The sequence below is a fragment of the Myxococcales bacterium genome (assembly GCA_022184915.1).
GTDB lineage: Bacteria > Myxococcota_A > Polyangia > Fen-1088 > Fen-1088 > JAGTJU01.
Window position 1 is genome coordinate 630796 of the sequence record JAGTJU010000004.1, and the last position, 18701, is coordinate 649496.

Below are 18701 nucleotides of genomic sequence, written 5' to 3' on the forward strand. Positions count from 1 at the left end.
AAGGGAGTCCTGAGCCCACCCCTTGGTTTTCCGTCGTCCCTACTGGCAGCGCCCGTTGCTGCAACTCGTTCCCCCGCCGCAGGCGTTGCCACACTGGCCGCAGTGGCTTCCATGGGTAGCCAGGTTCACGCAGGCGCCTCCGCACTCGGCCTGCCCGGGGGGGCACAGGGAGCAGCAGCGGAACCCCGTGGCGGGGTGCTTGTAGTTTTCGGGGACCGCGACCGCGCTGAAGTTGCAGCGAAGCGCCGAGAGGCCGCTGTAGTGGTCGCTGGTGGAGTCTCCCCCGCGCAAGGTGTAGATGCGTCGGCCGTCGCCCAGCGTACCCGCGCAGTCCTCGGTCCACTCCGATACGTTGCCGCTCATGTCGAAGGCGCCTTGCTCGCCGGGGGCGGTATCGAGGTCGGCGGTCTTGCAGGCCCCTTTGGCTCCTGTGGGCAGCGTCTGGGCGTCCGCGGGCGAGGCCCATGACTCGAGCCCGTTGCAGGCCGCAGGCTGGTAAACGTTGCCGTAGGGGTAAAGCTCGGCGCCCGTGCGATCGTAAGCGCAGGCAAAGCCCCACTCATCCGTGGCGACGCTGGCGGTGGCGCAGCTGGTGCGGTTGGTACGGCAAAGGCGCATGCCGGCTGTGGCACAGGCGGCTTGCGCCTCGACGAAGGTCACCGAAGTCCAGGACAAGACTCCCGGCTTCGAGCACGCGCGCGCAGAGGCCGCACCGGGGTCGGCTGCGAGAGCGTCGGGGCGGCTCGCTTCGTGCTGGTACATGAAATACGGTGTCGTCGCCGCGGCCACGTACACGACGTCATCGCGGACCCCTCGACAGGGAAGGCCGCCGCACGTGATGAGTCCGGGGGGATTGTCCCAGGCCTCGTCGGTGAGGCCGTCGCAGTCGTTGTCCTCGTCGTCGCAGCGCTCGTCGCTGGGCAGGGGAGCCGGAGCGCCGAAGCGGCACGAGGCCGGTTGCGTCTTGTCGGCGGGATCGCAGGCGCGCGTGCCGGTCCGTCGGCAAGATCCCACGCCGTCATCGCTGCACGTGGCGCCCAGGGTGGGCTCGAACTCGTCGGTGGCGCCGTCGCAGTCGTTGTCCTTGCCATCGCACCACGTCTCTTGGTCAAGAACCTCGCTAGCCGCCGTGAGTTGAACATCGGGGCCGTAGCTGCAGAGCCAGTCCGGGGCTTGTCCGGCGCCCGGGCTGCGACACTCGGGCTTGGCGCCCCCCGGTACACTGCCACACGCCCCAAGGCTCAAACAGAAGTTGCCGGGGCGAAGCAGGTCGGGATCGGCCTCGTCGGTTTTCCTGTCACAGTCGTTGTCCTTGCCGTCGCAGACCTCCGGGCCGGTGGGGGTGCAGCTATACTCGCAGCCGTTGCTGGGGTCCCCATCCTGATTCACCCAGCCGTTTTGGCAGGGCCCCAACGTGCAGCTGCTCGCCTGGCACAGCGCCACTGCGTTGGTGAATGTGCAGCGCGTGCCACAGGCGCCGCACGTCCGCGGGTCGTTCGCCTTGTCGAACCCATTGTCGATGGTCCCGTCGCAGTCGTTGTCGATGTCGTCACACAGCTCGGCTCGCGGTGTTTGGTGGTTTTGGCAGACCCGTTGGCCCCCGAGGCAACTGTAGGTGCCTAGCTTGCAAAGCCCGCGGCAGGTCCCCGCGACGGGGTCGCATCCCACCGTGGCGTCGGGGTAGCACGCCTTCGCCAGCTGAGGGTCGCTTTCGTCGATGCTTCCGTCGCAGTCGTTGTCCTTGCCGTCACAAACTTCCACACCGCCGTTGCTGGGGCTGCACGCGTACTCGCAGCCGTCGGCCTCGCTTCCGTTCACGTTTGCGTAGCCGGCCAGGCACGAGCCCATGGCGCACGAGCTGCTGGCGCACGTGGACCCTGCGTTCGCAAACTGGCAGCGGCGGCCACACTGCCCGCAGTTGTTTGCGTCGGAGGTCTTGTCGATGCCCTCGTCCGTCAGGCCGTCGCAGTCGTTGTCTACGCCGTCACACACCTCGGCGCCGCTGGCGACACAGAAGTACTCGCACCCGGTGCCTGGCAGGCCGTCGAGGTTGTAGAAGTTGGCGTTGCAGCTCCCCAGCGCGCAGGCACCCGCCTGACACAGGGGGACCGCATTGGCGAAGGCACAGACCTGTCCGCACTGGCCGCAGTTGCGCGGATCGGAGGTCTTGTCGATCCCTTCGTCTGTCAGGCCATCGCAGTCGTCGTCGGCGCCGTTACACACGTCTTGGCCGCGGAACGTGCACGCGTACTCACAGCCGTCTGCTGGCGAGACGTTCAGATTCACGAACCCGGGCGAGCAGACCTCGATCTGGCACACGCCTGCCGAACACCTTGGCACGGCGTTTTCGAAGCCACAGCGCGTGCAGTTGCCGCAGTAGCGGATATCGCTTTGTTTATCGAACCCTTCGTCGGTCAGCCCATCGCAGTTGTTGTCGCGTCCGTCACACACCTCGATGCCGGGCTCCTGCGCTCCCAAGCAGACGAGCCGGCCCGAGGTGCAGGTGATCACGCCCCTTGTACAAATGCCCACGCTCTGGACCTCGGGGCCACAGGCGGCGCCTGCGTCGACGGGATCGTTGTCGATGCCGCCGTCGCAATCGTTGTCGACGCCATCGCAGACCTCGACGCCGCCGTTCGAGGGAACACAATCGTACTCGCAGCCATCCTCGGTCCGCTGGTTACGATCGATCCGCCCCGGTTCGCAGGCGCCCATGCTGCAAATCCCGCCCGCACACGAGGCTGCCGCGTTCGGAAAGTCACACACCTTCCCGCAGCCTCCACAGTTGGCGAGATCGGTGGCAAAGGCGAAGCCCTCGTCGACCTGGCCATCGCAGTCGTTGTCGGCGCCATCACACAGTTCGGCGCCATCATTGCTCTTGAGACACTCGCAGCCGTTTTCGGCCGTCCCATCCGAGTCGAACCAGCCGGGCAGGCATTCGCTCACGCCGCAGGTCCCTTGGGTGCACGCGGGTAGGGCGCGGCTCACCACGCAAACCCGCCCGCACGCCCCACAGTTGCCCGGGTCATTGGCGAGGTCGAAGCCATTGTCCACGACGCCATCGCAGTCGTCGTCGATCCCGTTGCAGGTCTCGGGGGCGATCTCGCACACGCGGCCATCGGGCTGCAAGACGGCCCCGTCGGGCAGCGCTGGCAGGCCGTCGGGGCGCCCGCCGTTGTTCGCACCCCCACCACTTGCGTCGGTGAAGAAGACGTTGCCGAAGCCGTCCGGGTTGTCGAAGCCCGGACGCGCCGCTGCGTCGGAGTTGAGCTCGAAGCTGCGCAGTTCGCAGCCTGCCAGGTTTCCGACAAGCAGTGCCAGAACGACGAGGCCAGTCACGGGGGCGGCGGGAGCCCGGGCCGGGCAGAGTTTCGTTGCGGTCGACATCAGAGACGCTCCTTGCGTGTAAAGGCCTCGCGCCGCGTACGGCGCCGCATGCCGAGCACGCTCGCGGCGCCCACGAGCCACAGCAACGCCGCACCCGAGCCTCCCTCGGCTTCGTTCACACCTCCGACCCGGCAGGTGCAGGTGGCAAGGCCGCCTCCCGATGTTGCGATCTTTTCGTTTTGGGGACGCGCCAGATTGGGGGGAGCGTTTGGAGGCAAAACACACTGGGGGAACCCGTCAGGCGTGAGATCGCATTGTGTGCCGCCCGGGCAACGCAGGTCCAGGCAGGGATCCGGCTGGCAGGCGTTCAGGATCTTCACACAACGTAGGCCCGGCATGCACTGGAGGAGCAGGCAGCCGTTGGCTTGGCACGCCCCGGTCGTGGGGTTGCAGAACTCCCCATTGGCGCAGACCACGCCCGCGCACGCGTCCGGTACGCAGGTGCCTTCGCGGCAGCTCTTTCCCGCCGGGCAGACGACACCGAAACAATCGCGCACGCAGCGGCCTGCACGGCAGTAAGCGTCGTCTCCGCACGCCACGCCATCGCACTTGTCGACCTCGCAGCTGTGCACACGGCAGACTTGGCCCGTCGGGCAGCCCGTGGTTTGGCAGTCGAAACACAGGCCGTTGAAGCAGCGGAACTCGGGCGCGCAGGAGACACCCAGACACCGGTCCACGCAGTTGCCCGTGGCATCACAAACGCTACCCGGCGGACACCGTACGTTGGCGCAGCGGTTGTTCACGCAGAATCCCTCCTTGCAGATGCGGTCGGCCGTGCACGAGAACTCGTCGTCGCTGCATGGAGGTGCACATTCACCCTCGATGCACTGGAAGGGGACGGGGCACTCGGCCATGTCATCGGCCATGCCGTCGCAGTCGTTGTCTTTGCCGTCGCAGATCTCGGGGGTGGGGCCCGTACCTTCGCGGCACTGCCACCCCCACAGGCCGTTTTGCCCCTTGGCGCAGGCGTATTTGCCGGCGCGGCACTCGCCTTTGATGGCAGAGCCTGCGGCCAGTCCGGGCGGCACGCACTCGGGGCCCGGGGGCGTCAGGTCTTCGTCGACGCTGCCGTCGCAGTCGTTGTCGAGACCGTCACATATCTCCGGGGTGGGGTCTTTGCCGGTGCACGCGATCCTGCCTTCGGTACACGTCGTGATGCCCGCCACGCACTCACCCACATCGCTGCCGCAAGGCAGACCCACGCCGGGAAGGGGTTTGTCCGTGTCTTCCGTATCGACCTTGTCGTCGCAGTCGTTGTCGCGGCCATCACAGATCTCGTCGGCGATATCTGGCGCTTGCACCGAGCAGGTGGTGCCGTCACCCCGGCCGTTGCAGATCTTCGTTCCGACGGCGAAGCACTTGCCGGGAGCCGCGTTGTCGCACACGGTGCCCACGTCGAAGATCTCGTCGGTGCGGCCGTTGCAGTCGTTGTCCCGGCCGTCGCAGATCTCGGTCACGGGGGTCACGGGATTGACGCAACCGAGGGTGGCGCCGTTGCCCTGCGCTTGGCAGATGCGGGCTCCAAAGCGACACTCGCCCTCACAGGCGTTCAGGCTCACGTCGCAGCCGCTCGCACCAGCCGGAAAACAGCGGGTGCCGAGCTCTGGATCGGCTTCATCCGTGAAACCATCGCAGTTGTTGTCTTTGCCGTCGCACAGCTCGGGCCGAGGGGCGGTGGCACCCACGCAGCGGATCATCCCCGTCACGCAGAACAAGGCGCCCGGGCGGCACTCCCCCACGTCGAACCCGCACGCTTGGCCCGAACCCGGAACGGTACAGGCTTTGCCCAGGTTTCCGAGACAACCCTCGTCGCAGTCGATGCAGCCATCGCAGTCGTCGTCGAGGGCGTTACACACCTCGAGCGTGGGCAGAACTCCGCCTTCGCAAAAGGGCTGACCGGCCACGCACTTCCACACGCCTGCGCGACAGATGCCCACATTCGCACTGCAAGGCGTGGGAGTCTTGAAGATATCCTCGCTGAGGCCGTCGTCGATGAGGCCGTTGCAGTCGTTGTCGCGGTTGTCGCAGATCTCGGGTGTGGGGCCCTTGCCCTGGACGCAGACGAGCGTGCTGCCCTGGCACTGGTACTGGCCGGGCTCACAATCCCCCCGCGCTTCGCCGCAGGGGCCCAGAGGCCCGTCGATGACACCGTCGCAGTCGTTGTCCTTGCCATCGCAGATCTCCTCGGTCGGGCCAAGTCCCCCCGCACAGACCACGCGGCCCGCTTCACAGGCGAAGACGCCCGGGCGGCATGCGCCCACACCCGAGGTGCCTGGGCCGCACGCCTGGCCGAGCCCGAAGCCTTCATCCACCTGACCATCGCAGTCGTTGTCGAGTCCGTCGCACGGCAGCTCGGGCGAGGGCAGCGTGGCGCCGGTGCAGGCCCCGAAGGTTCCCGCCGTGCACGTCCGGACGCCGGGCTGGCACACCCCCAGGCAGGTCCACTGGCCGGTGCCGGCGCTGAACGCGCATCCCACGGGCGCCGTCGGGAAACAGCTTTCCCCGAACCCATCGGTGATGCCGTCGCAATCGTTGTCCTGGTTGTCGCACACTTCGGCGCTGGGACCCGTGGCCCCGACGCATCCGGTGGCCCCGTTGTCGCATCTGGTGAGCCCCGCCTTGCACGCCCCGATGTCGAGACCGCAGGCCACCTGGGAAATTCCCTCGTCGATCTGTCCGTTGCAGTTGTCGTCCTTGCCGTTGCAGATCTCCGGCTTGAGCGCACAGGCGCAGTTGAGGCCCTCGTCTATCTGGCCGTCGCAGTCGTCGTCCGCGCAGTCTTCTGTGGCGAGGCCTGCCGGGCAGCCCGGCGCGGCCCCGCAGACCTCCGTGACCGGCGCGCCTGGGGTGAGGGCGCTGCCTGAACACACGAGCCCCGCAGGATCGGTGCAGCGAACCCCGGTACCGTCGGGGCTGCACGCGAGGGCACCCGTGCGTTTGCAGCGACCGACCCCCACGGTGCAAGGCCGCCCCTTTTGCGTGAACACGCTGTCTTCGTCGTCGCAGGTACCATCGCAATCACAGGTGGGGGTGGGGATCGACGCCGTAACGATGTCTCCCAACCGTGCGGTCAGCTGGGCGCGATCGTTGGCGAGCAAGGCGGCGGAGGTCCCTCCCGCCGCTGCGATCGTGTTGAGGGTGCTGTCGTTGACGGCAAACCCGATGACGTAGGTCTTCACGCCCGCCGCGAGAAGCGCGGCCGCTGCTGCCGAGGCCCCTGCGGCGCGATCTTCCGTGTTGGCGCCGCTGGCGCGCACGTCGCAGTTTTCGACGCCGTCCGTGATCAGGATGACGTTGTACGAACGGCAGGCCGCCTTGGCATCGCGCGCACCCGAGGTGGAGCTGAGCAGCCCGGCGCCCGCCCCCACGGAGGTCTTGGACGCATCGGTGAGCCAGTGCAGGGCCGCCGCGAGAGAGCCGGCCAAGGGCGTGGCCCCGTTCGCCCGGAGCTCTCGGTTGCCCCCGGTCGGGAAGGTCTCGACGCCATCGAGCCACGACAAAAGGCTGTCGTAGTTGCTGCCCCCGCTCGGAAAGCCCACGACCACGTCGGCACCGTCGCAGGTGGGGTACACGCAGTCTGTGGACGTGGGGCACTCGAGGCCCTTGGTGTAGATGTCACGAGGATCCGGCGTTGCGATGCCAGGTTTGCGGTTCGTGCAGCAGGTGCCGCTCGTGACACCGCATTCGGCGTAGCAGAGTGAATCGGCGCGGCCGGGCCAGCCACTGTTGCACCCCCATCCGCGGTTGACGGCGCAGAAGGTGTCCGTTCCAGGCACGTCCGTGGGATCGATGCAGCCATAGTTCGTGGGATCCGGCAGGCCCGCGCAGTCATCGTTGATCCCATCGCCGTTGACATCTTTGCCGACCGTGCAGCGCTGGTTGATGTCGGAGGCCTTGTACCGGGCCAGCGCGAACTCGGCCACGCCGAAGGCTGAGATCGTATCGTTCAGAGCCTGTTTGGCTTGGTAGAGGCGGCTGCCGTCGAAAGCCGCATAGCCGTCGACGTTGCAGCCCGGATGGCGGGCAGAGCCATCCCCACGGGTTTCGGTTCCCCCGGGGGTCAGGCTCATCGAGCCCGACGTATCCACGATGATGAGAAACCTCGGCTTGGTCCCTGCAGCCTCTGCGGGCACGGCCAACGCGATCGCCACCGCGTACCCTACGAATGCCACCGCACGCACTAACCGTATTTTCATGCCCCGCACCTGAAGCTAAATCGTCGTACCGAACGCCCGCGAAGGTCTTGGTGCCACATCGGCACAAGTTCCGCGCCGAAGGCCGTCCCTGCGGCGGCAGCATATCGAACGAGGCTTTCCTATGTAAACGGAATCCCGGGCCTTTGTGGGCAATCGGGGCGTTCCGTTCCAGGTAGGGAGCGGGCGTGGAATGGCGCGCGCAGGTGGGCCCACAACTCCTGACAGGCACCCACGGAGCACCGGTCAGGCGAGCCCTACGCGGGCTCAGGGGGCACAGACGGCCAGCGGGCGTCCTGCCTTTTGTCGGCGCTTGTCCGCGTACATGGCGGCGTCGGCGGCGCGCAGCAGCGCCTCCGGATCGGGCCCGCCGTCCGGGCAGGTGGCCGTGCCGAGGCTCATGCCCACGGCCCGCGTGTGTCGCTCGTTCTCCGCCGCCAAGGCCTCTCGCAACCGTGCCTGCACCGCGTGGGCTTGCAGGGGTGAGCAGTCCGGCAGCAAGATGCCGAACTCGTCGCCGCCCAGCCGGCAGACCAGGTCGTGGGCCCGCGTGGCCGATTGCAAGAAGCGCGACACCCAGCGGAGGAGGGCGTCGCCCGCCGCGTGCCCGTCGTTGTCGTTGACGAGCTTGAGATCGTTGACGTCGACCAAGAGGATGCTGAAGCGATAGTCGAGCTTCCGTCGTCCGCGCGAGATCTCCTCGGCCAGCCGTTCGTCGAAGTAGCGGCGGTTCCAGAGACCTGTCAGGGGGTCACGGTAGGCCAGCTTGCGAAAGGCCCTGAGCTGCGCCAGCTCTTCGCGCAACGCCCGGTTCTCTGCGATGAGTCCGTCGAGCGCAGTCTGCAATTCACCCAGCGGCGAAGGCGGGGTGGACAGGGACGGGTATTCGGGAGAGGTTTCGGCCAGAGCTTTCATGGGCGTGTCCGGTTGGGGTTGCTTTTCCGTAACAGCAAGCTGTGTGCCACCCGTAACACCTCACGTGTTTTCGGGGCCTTAGGGGCGGCACGCGCCACCCGTGTCAGATCCCTGCCTGGGGGATTGCGTCAGCTCTGACTATCGAGCCAGGGATCTGACGGGCAAAAATGGCCGGGTGCTAGGCGCTTTTTGCCGATGAATTGGCTCGGCAGGCGTGAGGCTCTAAAATCCTCGCCATGAAGATCGAGCCTGGAACCGTGGTGAACCTCAGCTTCGACCTTTGCGACGAGCGAGGTGAGATCATCGAGGCCTCGGATATCTCGGGGGCGATATCCTTCATCCACGGGCGGGGGGCGATCATTCCGGGGCTCGATCGGCGGCTCGCCGGCCTCGGGGTCGGCGACGAGCGTGACTTTACCTTCCCGCCCGAGGAGGCCTTCGGCAGGCTCGAGGCCGCGCCGAAGAAAACCGTTGCACGCAACGAATTCCCGGCAGAGGCGCCGCTCGTCGTGGGAGCCGAGTTCGAGGCGGGCCTGCCGGGCGGACAAAAAGTGAAGCTGGTCGTGGACGCCATCGAAGCTGCTCACGTAACCGTGCGCATGGTTCACCCGCTGGCGGGCCAAACCGTCAGCATGAGCGTGAAGGTGTTGGGCGTCCGTACAGCCACCGCGCATGAACGCGAGACGGGCAAAGTGGCCCTGCGTCCGCCCCCGCCACCCCAGGGGATTTGAGAGCGCATCAGGCAAGGTTCGCGCGCGCGAGCATCTGGACGAGTCGCCCTGAAATCGTGTGCCGCTGCAAGACGGCGTCGCGGCCGCGCGCGGCAAATGCCGCCGCCCGATCCGGGTGTGCCAGGTAGTGCCGGGTCTTGTCGTGAAGCTCGTCGAAGCTGCCGTGGGTCTCGATTTCGGTGCCCACCTCGAACACTTCGGCCAGCGCGTCCGACCGTTCGGCGAGCACGAAGCCGCCGCAGGCGGCAATGTCGAATACCCTCATGGTCACGATGTCTGCTTGGTAGATGCGCCCCACATCGACATTCACGGCGCTGGCGTTGTAGATCTTCGTGACGTCCAGGTTGTGGGCGGCGCTGCCGCGGTAGTGGGCCTGGTGTCCCGGGCAGAGCCGGTCCATGGCGCTCCAGCCCGCGTCTCCCCACACCCACATTCCCAGGTCTCCCAGGCCCGCGACGAAGCGCAGCCGCTTTTCGGCCGCAGAAATCTCCGCCACGGCCTGAGCTGCGGCCCCTCCGGAGGCGCTTGCCAGACCGGGATGGATGTCGTCGAGCGCAGTCGGCGCGAGCAACGTGTTCAGGTCCTGCCGTTGCCGGGCGAGCGCGCGCTCGAGCCAGGCACGGGCCTGCTCGGCGCCGACCTCGGGCCCCCCCACCTTCTGCGCGACAGCGAGGAAGCTGCGCTCGAAGCGGGGGATCTCGAGCGCGATGCTCGATCCCACGTACGTCGGCCGGCCCCCCCCGTAGCGGAGCCGCTCTTCGGGATCGAGTGGCAAGGGAGCCCGGCGCACCGGGTTTGCGGCCAAAGGCAAGTACGCCACGTTCGAGAACCCCGCCCCACGAAACAGGGGCACGTGGGCCTTTCGGTACGTGAACACGTGCGCGCTGTCGGTGCAGAGGCGCGCCGGGGGCAGGGCGCTGGTACTGGGATCCACCTCCCAGCACACGAGGGGCAGGCCCAGCTCGTGACAGAACTCCACCAGGCCTTCCGTGTAATTGATCGCGGCGAGCACGCGAGGGCGGGCCTCCCTCACGGCCAGGGCAAGCTCCTCTTGCGAGAGGCCTTGGAGGTCGAGGGTGTAGACGCGATAGCCGGACTCCCAGAGCGCCTCCGCGACGTCGTCGACGAAGAGCCCGCCTCGCGCGACGAAAGCCAGGGGCAACGCGGGATCGGCCGCGAGCAGGCGGCGCTCGTGATGGTAAAGCTGGCCGAGCACCGGGTGCATGACCGTGTCGCAGCTCGCAAGCGCCGTACGCGCCGCGAGCAGGTCCGTTCCCATGAGCAGGCGCAGCTTGCCGTGCAGAAGAGCGTCACTGAAATCGGCGGCACCCAACAGCAGGCGCAGGAGCCAAGGATCACGATCCCAGGCGTACACCACGCGTTCTGGATCTTGCGCGAGCAAATCGGCCACCAGAAGGGGATCTCCCAAGCCCAGCACCGCGAGAGGGCTCGAACCCGCGCAGGGGTCGAGCGCCCGGGCGCGCGCTTCGTCACCCAAACTGAGCGGGAACCATCGGTCTCCCCGGTGGTAGTGCCAGCTGCCTTCCTCAGCCCGGCCCACATGGTCTCCACTCACGGGCCAGCTGATGCGGTTGACCAAGGCGGGGGCCACCTGGGACAGGGCACGGAGGTTCGCGTACAGGTGAGCGCCAGGGCAGGCCAGGTCCATTGGGACCGTAGTGTGGCGGATTCTTTGGCGGCCCGCACCTCGGATACGGGCCGCCCTCGCCAGGAGCTCTGCACGAAACCGGAACGTTTCGTGTGAGATACGCCGTGACGTGTATACTGTCGCGTCATGGCCCTGCAAGCCGTACTGTTCGACCTCGATGGCACCCTCATCGATTCCGAGCGCGACAACATCGAGTCCGTGGCGATGGCGATGCGCCGCCTGGGCAAGGAACTCTCCGGGGCCGAGCGCGACTTCATCATCGGGCACTCCTGGCGCGACATCTACGATCTGCTGGTCCGAAACCACGGCCTGACCCTGCCCATGAGTGAGCTCATCACGATCGCCGTGGACGAGAAACAAAGTCTCATCCGGGAACATGGCTTTCACGTGCTGCCCGGCGCCTGCGCGCTGGTCGAACGGTTGGCCGGGGCGGGCGTGCCCTTGGCGATCGCATCCGGGTCGAGCCGACGCGAGGTGTTCGAGGCCATCGAGGGCATAGGCCTTCGGCCCCACTTTCGGGTCTTGCTCGGGGCCGAGGATTACGCGCCTGGGAAACCCGATCCGGCGCCGTATCTGGCGGCCATGAAGGGTCTGGGCGTCGAGGCACGCGGATGTGTGGTGATCGAAGATGCTCTTCCGGGCGTGCGGTCCGGCAAGGCGGCTGGGGCCGCGGTGGTGGGCGTCGAGGCCGGCAACTTCGCGGGCTACGATCTGTCCGAGGCCCATGTCGTGGTGAGGACGCTGGAAGACGTGACCGACGCGCTCTTCGACCAGGTGCTGGCCCTGCGCTAAAATCAAGGAAGGCGCCATGCTCGAGCGACTTCCCCAGACCGTCACGATCTACGAGGTCGGACCGCGTGACGGTCTGCAAAACGAGTCGCGCCTCATCCCAACCGACAGCAAGATCCAGCTGATTGACGCGCTCTCCGATACAGGCCTTCGCGCCATCGAGATCACCAGCTTCGTGAACCCGCGGTGGATTCCGCAGCTGGCCGATGCGCTCGAGGTGGCGCGGCGGATCAAGCGCGTCCCGGGGGTGGCGTATTCCGCTTTGGTCCCCAACCTCAAGGGCCTCGAATCCGCGCTCAGCGCGCACATGCCCGAGATAGCCGTTTTTCTTTCGGCGTCCGAGACGCACAACAAGAAGAACGTCAACAAGTCCATCGCCGAGACGCTCGAGGCCTTTCGGGAAACGATTCCCCCTGCGCTGGATCAAGGGCTCAAGGTGCGGGCCTACGTGTCCACGGTGTACGGCTGTCCCTACGAAGGGGCGGTCGATCCCGCGCGTGCGGTGCAGCTTTGCCGCGACCTGCGGGCGCTGGGCTGTTACCAGATCTCTCTCGGAGACACGATCGGCGTGGCCAACCCCCGCCAGGTGCGTGAGGTGCTTGCGCGGGTGCTGGAGGAACATCCCCAGGAGGCCGTGGCCGTGCACTTTCACGACACCCGCGGTACGGCGTTGGCCAACATCCTGATGGCGGTCGAGATGGGCATCACCACGGTGGATTCAGCCTTGGGGGGCCTCGGCGGGTGCCCGTACGCGCCAGGGGCCTCGGGCAATGTGGCCACGGAGGACGTGGTGTACATGCTCGAGGGCATGGGCGTGGCCACGGGTGTGGATCTAGATGCGCTCGTGGCCTGCTCCGAGCTGGCCACGTCTCTCGTGGGGCACGATGTGCCCTCGAAGTACTACCGTGCCGCCATGGGCGCGCGGCAGCGCGCTGTGCGCAAAGAGGCGCCCCCCTGAGGGCGCGTACCCCTCACTGGTGCCTTATGGAAGACGAAGCCTCTCCCAGTCTGGAACGTCCCGTCACCGTACAGGTCGACGGGCACGTGGCCTTCATCACCTTTGACCGGCCACAGGCCCGCAACGCCCTGTCTCGTGCCCTCGTGCACGCGGGGCAAGCGGCGCTGCGAAGCCTCGAGGACAACGACGAGGTGCGGTGCCTCGTGCTGACGGGCGCGGGCGACAAGGCCTTTTGTTCCGGGGCGGACCTCAAGGAGCGGCTGCAGATGTCGCTGCCCGAGACGCGGGTGTTCCTCGACGACTTGAACGCCTTTTGCAACGCCCTGGCCGCGTTCCGCGCCCCCACGATCGCAGCCCTCAATGGCGTCGCGTTCGGAGGCGGCCTCGAGCTGGCGCTGGCCTGCGACCTGCGGCTGGCCGCAGATACGGCCGTGATGGGCTTGCCCGAGGTCAAGCTGGGCATCATCCCCGGGGCCGGCGGCACCCAGCGTCTGGCTCGGGTCTGCGGGGTGGGGCTTGCCAAAGCCCTCGTGCTCACGGGGCGCAAGATCGACGCCGGGGAAGCGCTTCGCGTGGGCTTGGTGTCGGCCGTGGTCCCCGCAGCCGGTCTTCGGGACGAAGCCTGTGCCTGGGCCCGCGAGATCGTCGCCGCCGGGCCCTTGGCCGTGGCGCAAGCGAAGCGGGCCATCGACGAGGGCTTTGCCTTGCCCCTCGACGAGGCCCTGGCCGTGGAGCGTGCTTGCTATGAGCGCCTTCTCGGCAGCGCCGATCGGGAGGAAGGTCTTTTGGCATTCGCCGAAAAGCGCCCGCCCCGTTTTTCAGGCCGTTGAGGGGCCTGCGCTTGCGAGGCGTGTTCAGGTTTGGATGATAGGATGAAGGGTGCATGAGCACCCGAGACGCCATCACCAAAGCCGCCGCCGACATCTTGAAGGGCGGGGCGCCCAAGTACCACGAGGCCAATGCGGCCAAGGGAAAAAAATTCTGCCGCGCGCGCATCGCGGTTCTGTGTGACGAAGGCTCGTTCGTCGAAGATGGTTTGTTTGCGAACGCCACCGCCGGCGACCTGCCCGCCGACGGCGTGGTCACGGGCGTGGGCAAGATTCATGGCCGCCCCGTCGCCCTCATGGCGAACGACTCCACGGTCAAGGCGGGCTCGTGGGGGGCCCGCACGGTAGAGAAGATCCTGCGCATCCAGGAGACCGCCGGGCGGCTGCGCATTCCCTTGCTCTACCTCGTCGATTCGGCGGGGGCCCGCATCACCGATCAGCTCGACATGTTCCCTGGGCGCAGGCACGCGGGGCGCATCTTCCGCAACCAGGTCAAACTTTCGGGAAGCATCCCGCAGATCTGCTTGCTCTTTGGCCCCTCCGCTGCCGGCGGCGCTTACATTCCTGCCTTTTGCGACGTCGTGTTCATGGTCGACGGCAACGCTTCGATGTACCTGGGCTCCCCCCGGATGGCCGAAATGGTCATCGGCGAGAAGGTGACCCTCGAGGACATGGGCGGTGCCCGTATGCACTGCTCCGTCTCGGGCTGCGGCGACCTGCTCGCGGCCAACGAAGACGAGTGCCTGGCCGCCGCGCGGGCCTACCTGGCCTACATGCCCGACCATGGCGACGGGCGCGTGCCGAACGTGACGCCGTCGGCTCCCGCTTCGGACAAGCGGATCGACGAGCTCTTGCCCGAGAAGGAAAACCAGGCCTTCGACATGTACGCCCTCATCGACAGCCTCGTCGACGCGGGCAGCTTCTTCGAGGTCAAAAAGCTCTTTGCACGCGAGCTCATCACCGGCTTTGCGCGCATGGGAGGCCGCACCGTGGGCGTGGTGGCGAACCAGCCAAAGTGGAAGGGGGGCGTGCTCTTCGTCGATTCGGCCGACAAAGCTGCACGCTTCGTTTGGCTGTGCGACGCCTTCAACATTCCGCTGCTCTTCCTGGCAGACGTGCCTGGCTTCATGATCGGAAAGGCGGTCGAGCGGCAGGGGATCATTCGCCATGGAGCGAAGATGATCTCGGCGATCGCCGATGCCACGGTCCCCAAGCTGAGCGTGATCGTACGGAAAGCCTACGGCGCGGGGCTTTACGCCATGTGTGGGCCCGCCTTCGACGCGGACGCCACGATCGCGCTGCCCCAGGCCATGATCGCCGTGATGGGGGCGGAGGCCGCGGTGAACGCCGTTTACGCCAACAAGATCGCCGAAAAGCCCGAGGGTGAGCGCCAGGCCTTCGTGGACGAGCTGCGCATCCAGTACCGGGCCGACATCGATGTGCTCAAGCTGGCTTCGGAGCTGCACGTGGACGCCATCGTTCCCGGAGACGAGCTGCGTAGCGAGCTCATCCGCCGCTTCGAGCTCACCGCCACCAAACAAGACTGTGGCTACCGGCGCCGCCGGCCCGTGCTGCCCGTGTGACGCGCGGGGCGACCATGTCACGGCTACATCCCATCAGGGCTGCCGAGGCCCGGGAGCGCCTCTTGGCCGCGAGTCTCCGGACGCCCGTGGTCCGGCTGCCTCTCGAGGAAGCCCTGGGCCGGCGGCTGAGTGTACCCGTAGTGGCAGGGCGCGCCGTGCCTGCCTTGCCTCGCGCCGCCATGGACGGGTTCGCGGTGCGCAGCGCTGACCTTGCGACGGCGTCGTCGAACCAACCGGCAGGCTTGTCGTGCGTGGCCACGGTGAAGGCGGGGGCCGTGCCAAGCGTGACCCTTTTGCCTGGTGAGGCCGTGCGCATTCCCACCGGCGGTTGCGTGCCCTTGGGCGCTGATGCCGTGGTACCCCTCGAGAGCACGCAGGGGGACGGGGCCGAGCCCACGCGGGTGTGGGTTCGTGAGCCGGTGCCCGCCGGGAAAAACGTGGTGCCCGCCGGGCTCGACTTTTCGCCTGGGGAGGCGCTGTTCGCACCCGGTCGGCTGCTGCGCGAAGCCGAGCTGGCGGCTCTCGCGGCTTTGGGCAAAACGGAGGTCGAGGTACATACGGCCCCTCGCGTGCGGGTGCTTTCGAGCGGCGCCGAGGTGCGCCCGCCGGGTGCTGACCTCGGTCCTGCCGAGGTGGCGGATAGCAACCAGCTTTGGTTGTGGGCCCGCAGCCGGACCCTGGGCGCCGAGGCACGCCAGGGGGGCATCGTACCTGACGAACCCCGGGCCCTGCAGGAGGCGCTTGCTGCCGCCGTGGCCACATCCGACATGGTCCTGATCTCTGCGGGAACCTCCGTGGGCGAACACGACTTCACATCGACGGCCCTCGGCGCCTTGCCGGGCGCGCGGCTTCTCTTTCACGGGGTGCGCATGCGTCCTGGAAAACCCACGCTGGCGGCCCTCGTGGAGCGCCCGGAGGGCGCCTGCCTGGTCGTGGGGTTGCCGGGCTTTCCGGGCTCGGCCGCCGTGGCCTTCGACGTGCTGGTGGCCCCCGCATTGGCCTTCATGCAGGGCGCCCCTAAAGGGCCCGTGTGGGGCAGTGGATTTTCGGCCACGCTTGCAGCGGCCTACACCTCGGCGGTTGGCCGCGAAGACTATCTGCGGGTCCGCGTGGTGGCCGGCTCCGAAGGTCTAGGCGGCTCTGTTGTCGTGGCCTCGGTGGCCAAAGGCCCCTCGCTGGTGAGCGGCCTTCTGCACACCCAGGGCTACGTGGTGGTGGAAGAGGAGCGGGAGCGGCTCGACGAGGGGGAGCGCGTGTGGGTGGTGACGCCGCCCGGCTGAGCGACGTCACCCGTTGCGTCCCGCTCAGAGCTTGAGTGTGGCGCCCATGAGCGCGTACACGAGCTGATCGCTCTTGAACATCACGCTGTTGACGTCGTCGCGGAACGCAAGACGGCCCTCGAACTGCCCCGGAAGGAAGTCGACCATGGCGAACGCCGAGACGTAGCGATCGATGGCAACCTCCAAGGAGCCCCCGAGGAAGAAGCGGTGACCCGAAAAGCGGTTGTCCCGGGGGTTTTCGTTGTCACGCTGGAAGGAGCGTACCATCGTCCAGTTCACACAGGCGTCGCGAGGGGTCACATCCCGCCGGTTGATGTCCGTGCTCGAGGGGCAGAGCCTGTCGCTGTAGAACTGGTAGTGCGCGTGCATGCTGAAGTTCACGCGGTTGGCGAACGACAGCGTGGCCACGGGCCCCACCTCGAACGAAAACGTGTTGCGCCCGTTGAACCCGGGACCGCCGCCGATCGCCGCCCGGGCCCCCGCCGAAAACGGCCCTGCCTCGAGCAGCTGCGCCCGGCCGTGCAGGTTGAACTCGAAGAGCTGGAAGTACGTCTTCATCTCGACGCCCGCGTCGATCTTCAAGAAGTCTTTCTGAAACGCAGAGACCAGCAAGCGTCCCACGAGCAGGTAGGGGTACCCCGTGCCCACGTCTGCGGCGAATCCACCCTTGGGCAAGGCCTTGGCGCCGAAGGTCGAGGCGGCCATCTTCGAGGTGTACACCTCTTCCCGGCTTGGCCCCACGCGCACCCGTTCGAGATCGGAGGAGACGATCCGCTCCTTGCCGCCTTCCACCTTGATGGTCTGGCGGTGATCGATGTAGCCGGGCAAACGCATCATGATCTGATGCTCCCCGGCGCTCACCTGGTCACGTGCGTTCGGCGTCACGCCGGCAATTGGCTCGCCGTCGATGAAGACCTGGGCGCCGGGCGGCGCCGAGAGGAACTTGAGCCGCGACACGGCCTGCAGCTCGGCTACCAGGTTGAGGGGCTTGCCTTCCTCGAGGACCACCTCGCGCTTGAAGTCCACGAAGCCCGGCTTGCGCACCACCACCACGTGTTTGCCGGGCTCGAGGTCTTTGCGCTCCACGGGTGCCATGCCCAAGCTGGCCCCGTTGAGAAACACCTCGGCGTTGGGTTCGGCCGACTTGATGGAAAGAACGGCGCGCACGATGCCCTCGGGGTTGGGTTCGAGCTTGAGCCGCACCAGCATCTGCTCACCTGGCGTGAGCTTGATGACCTCTTCGGCGTTGAGAAATCCTCTCTTTCGGCCTTCCACGACGTGTTGGCCTGCCGGCACGGCGAGCTCGAGCGGCACCTGTCCGGCGGGGCGGCCATCGAGATACACATCAACGCCCTCGGTGCTCGCCAGCACCTTCACGGTCCCCGTCGGGCCCACGGGCGCTGCGCCCGTGACCTTCGTTTGCTTGCCCTCTTCGACCTTGACGACCTGGCGGAAGGGCTCTGCCCCCTCACGCCGAAGCTCCACCACGTGGTCGCCCGGGCTGATACCGGTGAGCAGGGTAGGGGCCATGTCCTTGCGTTCGCCGTCGAGCCAGACCTCCCCCCCTTCGGCCATCACCATGATCGACCCCGTTCCGCTCGCATCGCGCTTCAAGGTGAAGTCGCGCGTGCGCAGCTCGCCTTCGCGCAGCTCGAACCACTCGCTCACGGGCAGATACCCGCCCTTCTTCACCTCGACCAGGCGCCGGCCGGCGTTGACCTCGAAGACGTTGGGAAGCGTGCCCCGCGTGACGCCGTCGATGAACACCTCGGCCCCTGTGGCGCTGCCATCGCCAGCCGCCCGTAGATCGAGCTGTCCTGCCTCCGGGGCGCGCTCCAAGGTGAAGACCACCTTCTCGTTCCGGCGCACGTTCATCTCTCGTTCGAGCTGCTTGAACCCTTTTTGCTCGATGATGACCTTCACCAGGCCACGGGGCACGGTCAGTGTCAGCGGCGTGTAGCCCGCCACACCGTAGGCCTTGGGGTCCGCGGGTTGATTGGGCAGCACCACGTCCCAGAACACGGTCGCCTGCTGGGGCGAACTGTCGAGCGCCAGGCGCTGCTTGCGGCCCTTGGTGCGAGGGCGGGGCTTTGGTCCCGCGGTCTGCGCCTGGGCGACGCCGGGGCCCCGCTCGAGCGGACCAGAATTGAAAGAGGGATGACCTACGAGGGCGCAGAGGAAAGCGCCCAGAGCACATGCGAATCTAGACATGACGGGCGCCAGGGTATCACAAGTTCCCCCCGACGGCCGTGGGCGTTACCGCCTTGCCTGCCGGGGCGAGAGGGCCCCAACGGCGGTGCACGGCGCCGCGTACGCCCCACGAGACGGAGCCCCTCTCCCCACGAGCAGGGGCCCGTCTGCACAGGCGG

11 protein-coding genes are annotated in these 18701 nt (G+C 67.2%); 6 read left to right on the top strand and 5 right to left on the bottom strand.

Annotated features, from left to right (window positions below; translation table 11 throughout):
- Nucleotides 1-39: 39 nt before the first annotated feature.
- The 3 genes from KA712_17765 to KA712_17775 all read right to left on the bottom strand — a co-directional run bounded on the left by KA712_17765 (nucleotide 40) and on the right by KA712_17775 (nucleotide 8495).
- Nucleotides 40-3387, bottom strand: a complete 3348-nt coding sequence (locus tag KA712_17765) for an SUMF1/EgtB/PvdO family nonheme iron enzyme (protein MCG5054814.1) — start codon at nucleotides 3385-3387, stop codon at nucleotides 40-42.
- Nucleotides 3387-7583 carry a hypothetical protein gene (locus KA712_17770; protein ID MCG5054815.1) on the bottom strand — a complete coding sequence of 1399 codons (4197 nt, stop codon included), beginning with the start codon at nucleotides 7581-7583 and terminating at the stop codon, nucleotides 3387-3389. Before KA712_17770 ends, KA712_17765 begins: the two co-directional genes overlap by 1 nt.
- A gap of 264 nt (nucleotides 7584-7847) precedes the next feature.
- A complete protein-coding gene (locus KA712_17775; protein ID MCG5054816.1) occupies nucleotides 7848-8495 on the bottom strand; it encodes a GGDEF domain-containing protein in 648 nt (215 codons plus the stop codon).
- 236 nt (nucleotides 8496-8731) lie between these two features.
- Here KA712_17775 and KA712_17780 point away from each other — a divergent pair, with 236 nt between their 5' ends.
- Nucleotides 8732-9226 carry an FKBP-type peptidyl-prolyl cis-trans isomerase gene (locus KA712_17780; GenBank protein ID MCG5054817.1) on the top strand — a complete coding sequence of 165 codons (495 nt, stop codon included), beginning with the start codon at nucleotides 8732-8734 and terminating at the stop codon, nucleotides 9224-9226.
- Nucleotides 9227-9233: 7 nt separating this feature from the next.
- Here the strand turns inward: KA712_17780 and KA712_17785 are convergent, their stop codons facing one another.
- Nucleotides 9234-10895: a glycosyltransferase gene (locus KA712_17785; protein ID MCG5054818.1), complete on the bottom strand. Its 1662-nt coding sequence runs from the start codon at nucleotides 10893-10895 to the stop codon at nucleotides 9234-9236.
- A 126-nt stretch (nucleotides 10896-11021) separates the two neighbouring features.
- On the opposite strand from KA712_17785, the gene KA712_17790 reads away from it, so the two are divergent.
- Genes KA712_17790 through KA712_17810 form a run of 5 tightly spaced genes read left to right on the top strand, consistent with a single transcriptional unit; the run spans nucleotide 11022 to nucleotide 16332 of the window.
- Nucleotides 11022-11687 (top strand): HAD family phosphatase, encoded by a 666-nt coding sequence (locus tag KA712_17790; GenBank protein ID MCG5054819.1) that lies wholly within the window; start codon nucleotides 11022-11024, stop codon nucleotides 11685-11687.
- A 16-nt stretch (nucleotides 11688-11703) separates the two neighbouring features.
- Nucleotides 11704-12642 (top strand): hydroxymethylglutaryl-CoA lyase, encoded by a 939-nt coding sequence (locus KA712_17795; protein MCG5054820.1) that lies wholly within the window; start codon nucleotides 11704-11706, stop codon nucleotides 12640-12642.
- A 26-nt stretch (nucleotides 12643-12668) separates the two neighbouring features.
- Nucleotides 12669-13472, top strand: a complete 804-nt coding sequence (locus tag KA712_17800) for an enoyl-CoA hydratase/isomerase family protein (GenBank protein MCG5054821.1) — start codon at nucleotides 12669-12671, stop codon at nucleotides 13470-13472.
- A 53-nt stretch (nucleotides 13473-13525) separates the two neighbouring features.
- The gene (locus KA712_17805) at nucleotides 13526-15052 is read left to right on the top strand and encodes an acyl-CoA carboxylase subunit beta (GenBank protein MCG5054822.1); all 1527 of its coding nucleotides are present in this window, start codon (nucleotides 13526-13528) and stop codon (nucleotides 15050-15052) included.
- Nucleotides 15053-15066: 14 nt separating this feature from the next.
- A complete protein-coding gene (locus tag KA712_17810; GenBank protein MCG5054823.1) occupies nucleotides 15067-16332 on the top strand; it encodes a molybdopterin molybdotransferase MoeA in 1266 nt (421 codons plus the stop codon).
- 24 nt (nucleotides 16333-16356) lie between these two features.
- Here the strand turns inward: KA712_17810 and KA712_17815 are convergent, their stop codons facing one another.
- A complete protein-coding gene (locus tag KA712_17815) occupies nucleotides 16357-18543 on the bottom strand; it encodes a PEGA domain-containing protein (GenBank protein ID MCG5054824.1) in 2187 nt (728 codons plus the stop codon).
- Between the last annotated feature and the right edge of the window lie 158 nt (nucleotides 18544-18701).